Origin of the sequence: Acidihalobacter sp. (assembly GCF_037381185.1) — a bacterium.
Taxonomy (GTDB): Bacteria; Pseudomonadota; Gammaproteobacteria; order DSM-5130; family Acidihalobacteraceae; genus Acidihalobacter_A.
In genome coordinates this window covers 43,208-51,709 of record NZ_JARRQY010000057.1, presented here as the reverse complement: position 1 = coordinate 51,709, position 8,502 = coordinate 43,208, and the positions used below count along the sequence as shown (strand labels likewise).

12 protein-coding genes are annotated in these 8,502 nt (G+C 65.4%); 5 read left to right on the top strand and 7 right to left on the bottom strand.

Annotated features, from left to right (window positions below; all coding sequences use genetic code 11):
* The coding region (locus P8014_RS16985; RefSeq protein WP_337818512.1) for a T6SS immunity protein Tli4 family protein at positions 1–224 on the top strand (224 nt) is incomplete at its 5' end.
* A gap of 177 nt (positions 225–401) precedes the next feature.
* Here P8014_RS16985 and P8014_RS16980 read toward each other — a convergent pair.
* The 6 genes from P8014_RS16980 to P8014_RS16955 form a co-directional block, all read right to left on the bottom strand.
* Positions 402–1,022, bottom strand: coding sequence for a SagB/ThcOx family dehydrogenase (locus tag P8014_RS16980; RefSeq protein WP_337818511.1), 621 nt, complete (start codon positions 1,020–1,022; stop codon positions 402–404).
* Positions 1,023–1,059: 37 nt separating this feature from the next.
* The gene (locus tag P8014_RS16975; RefSeq protein WP_337818510.1) at positions 1,060–1,773 is read right to left on the bottom strand and encodes an alpha/beta hydrolase; all 714 of its coding nucleotides are present in this window, start codon (positions 1,771–1,773) and stop codon (positions 1,060–1,062) included.
* A gap of 55 nt (positions 1,774–1,828) precedes the next feature.
* Positions 1,829–2,806, bottom strand: coding sequence for an aldo/keto reductase (locus P8014_RS16970; RefSeq protein ID WP_337818509.1), 978 nt, complete (start codon positions 2,804–2,806; stop codon positions 1,829–1,831).
* Between the two features lie 192 nt (positions 2,807–2,998).
* Positions 2,999–3,436, bottom strand: coding sequence for an RbsD/FucU domain-containing protein (locus P8014_RS16965; RefSeq protein ID WP_337818508.1), 438 nt, complete (start codon positions 3,434–3,436; stop codon positions 2,999–3,001).
* Positions 3,437–3,470: 34 nt separating this feature from the next.
* A complete protein-coding gene (locus tag P8014_RS16960; protein WP_337818507.1) occupies positions 3,471–4,232 on the bottom strand; it encodes a class I SAM-dependent methyltransferase in 762 nt (253 codons plus the stop codon).
* Positions 4,233–4,254: 22 nt separating this feature from the next.
* Positions 4,255–5,676, bottom strand: coding sequence for a PLP-dependent aminotransferase family protein (locus P8014_RS16955; RefSeq protein ID WP_337818506.1), 1,422 nt, complete (start codon positions 5,674–5,676; stop codon positions 4,255–4,257).
* An 85-nt stretch (positions 5,677–5,761) separates the two neighbouring features.
* Here P8014_RS16955 and P8014_RS16950 point away from each other — a divergent pair, with 85 nt between their 5' ends.
* From P8014_RS16950 to P8014_RS16940, 3 genes are read left to right on the top strand one after another with little or no spacing between them, the layout of a single operon-like run.
* Positions 5,762–6,226 carry a carboxymuconolactone decarboxylase family protein gene (locus P8014_RS16950; RefSeq protein ID WP_337818505.1) on the top strand — a complete coding sequence of 155 codons (465 nt, stop codon included), beginning with the start codon at positions 5,762–5,764 and terminating at the stop codon, positions 6,224–6,226.
* Positions 6,223–6,657, top strand: coding sequence for a GNAT family N-acetyltransferase (locus tag P8014_RS16945; protein WP_337818504.1), 435 nt, complete (start codon positions 6,223–6,225; stop codon positions 6,655–6,657). The genes P8014_RS16950 and P8014_RS16945 overlap by 4 nt, the downstream gene beginning before the upstream one ends.
* Complete coding sequence (locus P8014_RS16940) at positions 6,654–7,274, top strand: NAD(P)H-dependent oxidoreductase (RefSeq protein ID WP_337818503.1); 621 nt, start codon at positions 6,654–6,656, stop codon at positions 7,272–7,274. Before P8014_RS16945 ends, P8014_RS16940 begins: the two co-directional genes overlap by 4 nt.
* Before the next feature lie 16 nt (positions 7,275–7,290).
* Here P8014_RS16940 and P8014_RS16935 read toward each other — a convergent pair whose 3' ends face one another.
* Positions 7,291–7,623 carry a metalloregulator ArsR/SmtB family transcription factor gene (locus P8014_RS16935; RefSeq protein WP_337818502.1) on the bottom strand — a complete coding sequence of 111 codons (333 nt, stop codon included), beginning with the start codon at positions 7,621–7,623 and terminating at the stop codon, positions 7,291–7,293.
* Between the two features lie 49 nt (positions 7,624–7,672).
* Between P8014_RS16935 and P8014_RS16930 the strand changes: the two genes are divergently transcribed.
* A complete protein-coding gene (locus P8014_RS16930; RefSeq protein ID WP_337818501.1) occupies positions 7,673–8,491 on the top strand; it encodes an alpha/beta hydrolase in 819 nt (272 codons plus the stop codon).
* Positions 8,492–8,502: the final 11 nt, after the last annotated feature.

The window sequence follows — 8,502 nt, the reverse complement described above, 5'->3', positions numbered from 1 at the left end:
GGAATGGGAAACATACGCAGCTCTTCGTGGCTGAAACGAGTCCTGCTGATCCCAGTTTGGCGACGCCCAAGCTTCACTTTGAGCTTCTGGCAGGTCGAGCCGATGGTGGATCAGCGGATCATTCTTCGTCTTTGACCGACAATGAAGCGGTGGCGTTGTGGGATGCCGTCTTGAAAACGCTTCGCCCGCGAATAGATGCGGTAGCGGCGAATTCGAATCATTAGATGAGCGTTTTGTAGTTAAAGCTCACGTTGTGCACTGCGCACTTGACCTCCGTTCGCTTTGAGGCTCTCGACTTTCCCTTGTTTGCGGGCTGTTGCATTGCCGCGCGACGAAAGCGGACTGGGGACGGTTGGATGATGGAGCCCAAGGAACAGGGCCGCAGTGCAGCCGTGTGGGCGTTACACCCGACCCAGGCATAGCAGCGCGGTTGTTTCCTCGCCCGCGCTCAAGGGAAGGGCCGCATTCGCGGCGGCATCGTCGAATCCTCCGACCAGCACCATGCCCAGATCGAGGGCGGTGGCCTGGAGGTGGACGTTTTGGCACAGCGCGCCGGTTTCCACGTAGGCATAGCGGGCGCCGCGTCGACCGTCGGGTTGCTGTGTCGCGAAATGCGTGTCGATGGCGGTTACGGCGGCGGCAACTGCGATGACCACGGCGGCTTCGTTTACCCAGGGCTGATCGCCGATGGCGGCGTCGGCAAGGGCGGGGCGCAGATCGGTCGTTTCCAGCGGGGAGAGGGCGTGTTGTTGCGGGTCGTAGGCGTACAGGCCTGGCGGCAGTTCCGATACGTCGCCGACGGCAATGTACAGGCGCAGCGGGTATTGGGCGGCAGCGGATGGCGCGGCGCGTTTGCCGGCCTCGTCCGTGATGCCTTGCGCGGCCCAGAGCAGTTGCGCGAGTTTGGCGAGGGTGATGGGAGTGCCCGAGAACTGGCGCACGCTTCTGCGGCTGCGCAGGACGTGGCCGAGCGGGGTGTCGGCGGCAGGATGAGGGAGCGGAATGCGCAGGTTCTGTGACATGGTGGGCTCTGATGTGTGGTTTCGGCACAGGCCTCTTTCAGCCGCCAGCCGGTTCAAGCATCCATTCGCGCAGCGCTTTGCTGACGGCTTGCGGCGCTTCGACCGGCGCCATGTGCCCGCTGTCCTCGAAGATGGCGTAGCGCGCTTGCGGCACGGCGGCGGCGATCGGTTCGTGTTGTGCGGGAGGGCTCCAGCGGTCCTGGCGGCCGACGCCGATCAGCGTGGGACAGCGTATGTGTGCGAGCAGGGGACCGGCGTCGGGGCGTCCGAGCAGGGCGGCGACCTGGCGGCGGAAAATGTTCGGCGACATGCGTTGCACCATGGCGCGCAGTCCGGCCATCAGTTCGGGATCTTCCGTGCGCTCCGGGTGCACCATCGGCGGTAGCCAGCGATCGGCCAGTGCGGCCATGCCTGCGCGGTCGGCCAGGTCGATCAGTTCCTGGCGCTTCTCCGCCTCGCCTTCGCGCGGCGGGTGTGTACCGGTGTCGAGCAGGGCCAGGCGTTCGATGCGCTGCGGGGCGCGGCGGAAGATTTCGAGCGCGACCCGACCGCCCATCGAGTGTCCGGCCAGCGAGAAGCGTTCCGGAGCGGCGTCGAGAACGGCCTGCGCCATGGCCGCGAACGTGTCGAAGGCGGTGTAGTCCGCAATCCTGATCTCGCAGTCCTGTTCGAGCGCAGTGCTCTGATGGGCCCAGATTACGGCGTCGCAAAGCAGGCCGGGGAGCAGGTACAGGGTCGGTCGGGGCGTCATGGGGCTTCGTTTCGGTTCTCGTGATTGCGGTGCGGCCGGAGCCGATGACGGCGGCTCAATAGCCGCCGCGGATGTGCTGATGGATCGAGGCGGCGTAGAACTCAGCCAGGCGCGCGTGCAACTCGGCCGGCAGCGGCGCCAGGGCGCTGGCCCGGGCGTTGGCCTGCGCCTGTGCCGGCGAGCTGGCGCCGGGGATGACCACGGAGACGGCCTCGTGGTCGAGGATCCAGCGCAATGCCATCTCGGCCATCGACAGGCCTTCCGGCACCATTTCCCGGATCTGACGGGAGAGTTCGATGCCTTTTTCGTACGGCAGGCCGGCGAAGGTCTCGCCGACGTTGAAGGCCTGGCCGTCGCGGTTGAAGTTGCGGTGATCGTCGGCCTCGAAACGGGTGTTTTCGGCGAGCTTGCCGGTCAGCAGGCCGCTCGCCAGGGGCAGACGGACGATGATGCCAACGCCTTTCTCCTGCGCCTTGGGGAACAGTTCCTGTAGCGGCTTCTGGCGGAAGATGTTGAAGATTACCTGCAGCGTGCTGAGGCCTTCCTGTTCCAGGCATACCAGGCCTTCCTCGACGGTTTCCACGCTGGCGCCGAAGCGCTCGATCAGGCCTTCCTCGCGCTGTTCGCGCAGCCAGTCGAACACCTCGCCCTCGCGCAGGGTCGCCGGCGGAACGCAGTGCAGCTGGGTGAGGTCGAGGCGCTCGACGCCGAGGCGCTGCAGGGAGGCCTGGGTGGCTTCGCGCAGCGACTCCCGGGTGTAGCCGTCCGGATAGATATCGCCGCGCCCCAGCTTGGTGGCGACGAACACGTCGTCATGTCTGTCGAGAAAACGGCCTACCGACAGTTCGCTTTCGCCGTCGCCATAGACGTTGGCGGTGTCGAAGAAGCGGATGCCGCCGGCATGGGCCGCATCGAGCGTGGCCTGCGCCGTGTCGTCGTTCCAGGGCTTGCCCCAGCCCCCGCCGAGCTGCCAGCAGCCCAGGCCGCATTCGGTGATTTCCGGGCCGTTTGCGCACAGTGTTCTGTTTTTCATGTGTCGTCTCCTCGGTTTTTGTACGGCAGGCTCTATAGGGTTTGTCGGTCCTGGAGCGGGGAAGCGGATCGTTTGTTCATGACGGTGCGCCGTCCCTGCTTTTCCGCTGGGTGTGTCGCGACAGGGGCGGCAGCGTACGGGGCGGCGGAGGTGGTCCCTGCCCGGTGCGGGCCGGGCAGGATACCGGCAGGCCTAATCCGGAAACACTACGCCTTTCTTGAGAATCAGGCAGCCGTAGGGGCGCTGCTCGCCGGTGGCGACGATGGCGAAGGCCTCGCGCGAACGGTCGTAGAAGGCATGCCGTTCCACGCCGGCCAGCGTGAAGCGCCCGGCGCCTTCGTGGCGGTCGATGATCTGCTGGCATTCCTGCTGCACGGCGGGTACCTCGTCCGGTGCGTCGACCGGTTCCATGCGCATGGCCGGCTGGTCGACGAAGTTGTCCAGCGGCAAGAGCTGGAGGCAGGCATCAAGCACCTCCGGCAGGTCCGCTGCATCCATGCGGACGAGCTGTCGCGCCATGGATTCAGACGGGTAGTTCGCATCCACCAGCACGAGTTCGTCGCCGTGGCCCATCGCGGCCAGAATGTAGAGCAGTTCGGGCGTGTGCAGGCGGGACAGGTGTTTCAGCATGGATGAAGACTCCGTTCGGGGCGTGGTGAGGCGTTCAACTCAGGTGGTTGTAGTACATCCGCGTCGTATATTCGAAGGCCACGCGGCCGTCTTCGGCGTGGGCTGCGAAAATGCGGGCGAGTTCGGCGAGCATCGGCTTGTGGTCCGGGTGTCCCGCCTCGGGAGTATAGGACGAGGACAGCAGGCGGCCGCGCAAACCGTCGAAATCGAATTCCTGGCGATTGGGAAAGGTCGCCAGGCGGAAGCCTTCCGGGCCGTAGAAGTCGTTCAGCACGGCGTCGGTGATCTGCTTGTGGTCGACCTGCGAGTAGTCGGTCGAGTAGCGCTGCAGGAAGGTTTCGTAGGCGCGCATGAACGGCGTCGAGGCGGTTTCGCGCTCATTCCACACCAGCACCACCCAGCCGCCGGGGGCGAGGATGCGCCGGAACTCCTCGCGGGCGCGGGCCCGGTCGAACCAGTGGAAGGCCTGACCGGCGACGATGAAGTCGACGCCGTGGTCGGGCAGGGTCGTGGCTTCGGCCGCGGCAGCGATGCTTTGCAGCTTCGGATACTGCGCGAGCTGGCGTTCGCCGGCTTTGCGCATCTCCGTGTTGGGCTCGACGGCGAATACCGGGTTGCCGTTGCGCAGGAACAGTTCGGTAAGCAGGCCGGTGCCGGAGCCGACGTCGGCGATCTTCGAGGCGGGCGTCAGTCCGCAGGCCTCGTGCAGGGCCGCGACCAGTTCCTGCGGGTAGCTCGGACGGTACTTGACGTAGTTGTCGACGCGGTTGGAAAAGCGTTGGGTCGAATCGGTCATGGCGAGATCCTTCTCTGACAGATCAATGATCCTGGCCGTGCAGCGCCCGAAGCAGCCGTTGTGCCATTGCGTCGGCCTGCGGTTCCGGAATGTTGGTGAAGCCGAGCAGAAGTCCGTGTTCGCGCCGGCTTCCGAGGTATTGCGAGGACAGCGGCAAGGGGGCGAGCCCGCTTGCCGCCGCCCGGCGCATCATATCAGCATCGTCGCCTTGCCCGGAAAAGCGCGCCAACAGGTGCATGCCGCCGCGTTGCAGCGAGAGTTGGACCTCGGCGCCGAAGGTCTCGGCCAGGGCATCCGCGAGCGCTTTTTGTCGTGCGCCGTATAGGCCTCGCATGCGCTTCAGGTGGCGGGCGAAATGGCCCTGCAGCATGAATTCGGCCGCGACCATCTGTCGCAGCGTATCCTCGCCATGGCGTTCGGTTTCCAGAACGACGGTTGCACGTTCGATCAGCGCTGCCGGCAGCACGACGTAGCCCAGCCGCAGGCCGGGAAACAGCGTCTTGCTGAAGCTGCCGGCGTAGATGACACGGTCAGCGGCATCGAGGCTCTTCAACGCCGGCGGCTTGCGCCCGACGTAGTGGAATTCGCTGTCGTAGTCGTCCTCCAGGATCCAGGCCTGTGTCGTGTCCGCCCAAGCCAGCAGCGCCTCGCGGCGCGCCAGCGAGAGCGCCATGCCCAGCGGGCTCTGGTGCGCGGGGGTGACCACCGCGAGGCGCGCCCGCGGCGCATGCGTGGCGCCGAGTCCGACCTGCATGCCCTGCTCGTCCACCGGCACCGGCACGAGATCCGCCCCGACCGCCTGCAACACCCGGCGGGCCTTGAAGTAGCCGGGTTCCTCGAACCACACGGCGTCGTCCGGGCGCAGCAACAGCCGTGCCAGGAACGCGAGCGCGTCCTGGTAGCCGCCGGTGACCATGATCTGCTCGGGCCGGCAGGCCACGCCGCGGGACACCGCGAGATAGGCGCTGATCGCCTCGCGCAGCGCGGGTAATCCGGCGGGATCGGGATAGGCGAGCATGTCGGGGCCGAGACGCCGTGCCATCTGCCCGGTCAGGCGTGACCACAGCGTGCGCGGGAAGGCGTCCAGCGCCGGCAGGCCCATCTGGAACGGCAGCGGTGCGGAACGCCGTCGGTTCGCAATGGCGGTACGTTCGCCGTCGGCAGCGCGCTGCTCGGCATGCAGTGCCGGCGATACGACCGTGCCGGCCGCACCGCGCGGCAGCAGATAACCCTCGCCGATCAGGCGGGCGTAGGCGGCATCCACCGTGCCGCGCGCGACGCCGAGTTCGCCGGCCAGGGCGCGGGCCGAGGGGACGCGTTCGCCGGGGGACAGCTGACCGTTCGCGATCGCTGCCCTGACGCGCCGGTAGATCTGCTCCTGCAGCGGGAGGCCGTGGCGGATGAGCGATTTCGCTCCGATTCTGGCGGATACAGGTGGGCTCATGGACTATTGGTTTTTTAGATTTTTGGATCAGGATGTTGGGCCATTACTGAGGGATCATAGTCGTGTCAATTGAAAGGAGATACCCATGCACACCGACCGACTTACCCTTCACAAGACTTCGCCGGATGGCTACGCCGCCGTGCGCGGCGTCGAAGCCTACATGAAACGCAGCGGCCTGCCGGCAACCCTGATCGAGCTGGTGAAGATGCGCGCCTCGCAGATCAACGGCTGCGCCTACTGTCTCGACATGCACAGCAGGGATGCGCGCAAGCAGGGCGTCAGCGAACAGCGGCTTTACTTGCTCGACGCCTGGCGTGAGTCGCCCGTCTACACACCCGCGGAACGCGCGGCGCTGGCCTGGACCGATGCGCTGACGCTGGTGGCGGAAAAGCGTGCTCCGGACGACGACTATGCGGCCCTGCGGGAGCATTTCAACGATCAGCAGATCGTCGACCTGTCCATTCTCGTCGGGCTGATCAACCTGTGGAACCGCTTGGCGATCGGCATGCTCTACAGCCCTGACGCGGACCCGGCCGGAGCGGGGCGATGAAGAGCCTCGAACTGCGCCACGCGGACAGCGACGAGGACGTCATCGCCTGTTTCGAGGTGATGCGGCAGCTGCGCCCTCACTTGAGCGACGAAGTCGAGTTCCTTGCGCGCGTGCGGCGCCAGCAGGCAGGCGGCTACCGTTTGCTGGCTGCCTGGGAAGATGTCGACGTTATCGGTGTTGCCGGCTATCGTCTGCAGGAGAACCTGATACGCGGGCGTTTCGTCTACGTCGACGATCTGGTCGTGCTGGAGGAGAAGCGGCGTGACGGCGCCGGAGCAAAGTTATTGGACGAGGTGGCGTGCTTGGCGAAGGCGGAGGACTGCGTCTGGATGACGCTGGATACGGCGCTGGGCAATGCCTTCGCGCAGCGCTTCTACTTTCGCTGGGGGCTGCTTTCCGCGGGCATGCATTTCGGTGCGGCACTGACATGAAGACGGTGCTGCTCGTGGAGTGCAGCCCGCGCCTGCGGCACTCGGTCAGCCGCGCCGCCAGTGCGTGTCTGATCGAGTGCCTGCGTCGGCGTGAACCCGGTCTGCGTGTGATCGGCCGCGACCTGGCGCGCGACCCTCCGCGGTTGGTGGACGAGGCCTTCACCGAGGCGATGTACGTTCCCGAGCCGGAGCGCTTGCCGTCCCAGCGGGCGGCGCTGGCGCAGTCGGAGACGCTGATCGGAGAACTGGAGGCAAGCGATGCGCTGGTGCTGGGTACGCCCATGCACAACTTCACCGTGCCGGCGCTGCTCAAGGCCTGGATCGATCAGGTGCTGCGCGTCGATCGCAGTTTTCGCCGTACGCCGGAGGGAAAAGTAGGGCTGCTGGCCGACCGTCCTGCCTATGTGGTGGTCGCATCGGGCGGCGCACTTGCGGACGATCGCGCCAGACAGCCGGATTTTCTGACGCCGTATATGGAAGCCGTGTTGGCGACCTTGGGGATTCGATCGCCGAGTTTCCTGTACGTGGATGGCGCGCGCGATGCGTCGGGAGATGCCGTGCAGGCGGTGGAACGCGTCGAGGCGTGGTTTGATGTCGGTGTGCCGCTTGAGAGGTAGGGGACGTGCGGGTGAGTCATGTCTTCCGCGTGTTCCCGGAGTCTCTGGACAGCTCCTGTTGCAACCAAGCCAGAAAGTCCTGGATGGCTGTTTCGTTCCGTTTGCAGTACGACCATTTCTGCTGTTTACGGACCGTGATGAAGCCCGCCTGCCTCAGGAGTTCCAGGTGCCGGCTGGCGGTCGGCTGTGCGACGCCCAAGGCTTCGGCGATGAGCGTCATGCAGACGCCGAACTGCGCCGGGTCTGCCGACCATTGATGCGCGAAGTGCCGTTGCGGGTCCGCCAGAATCCGCATGATCGCCATGCGCGGCTCACCGGCCAGTGCCTTGATCTGAATTGACCTGTTCATTCGCCGCATCATATCGTTAATTAGCTAAATGACAATATGAGGTGTTCCGATGCTGGACTTGCCGAACACGTCGGTCTTCGAGGGGAGTGCCGTCAGATGGGGCGCATGCGGGGATGGTCCACCCCTGGTCGCCATTCATGGCACGCCGTTCTCGTCGCAGGTATGGCGCCGGATCGTACCGCTGCTCGCCGATCGACGAACTGTCTACTACTTCGATCTGCTCGGCTATGGTCAGTCCGAGATGAGAGACGGTCAGGACGTGTCCCTGGGAGTGCAGAACCGGCTGCTCACGGCGCTCTTCAAAGAGTGGGGGCTTGGTCGTCCCGACGTGCTGGCTCATGACTTCGGCGGTGCGGCGGCTCTGCGGGCGTACTACCTGGACGGTCTGCGCTACGCCTCGCTGACGATATTCGACGCGGTCGCCCTGGCGCCCTGGGGCTCGCCTTTCGTGCGGCACGTGCGCGAATACGAGGCGGCGTTCGCGGGGATGCCCGACTATATGCACAGGGCACTTTTGACGGCCTATCTGCAAACGGCGGCATTCAACCCGCTTTCCGAGGAGGCCTTGGCTATCTATAGCGCTCCCTGGCTCGGACCGGTGGGGCAAGCCGCCTTCTATCGGCAGATCGCGCAAATGGATCAGAAGTACACGGATGAGGTGGAGAAGCACTATGGCGCGCTGGACTGCCCGGTTACGGTGCTTTGGGGCGAGCAGGACGAAGGGATTCCCTGCGCAACGGGCGGGAAGCTGGCCACGGTGATCTCGGACGGTCCATGCATGCCGATTCGGAATGCGGGACATCTCGTTCAGGAGGATCGGCCGGAAATCATTGTTGCGGCGGTACTGAAACGGATCGCGGGCGTTTGAGGTGCTTTGCG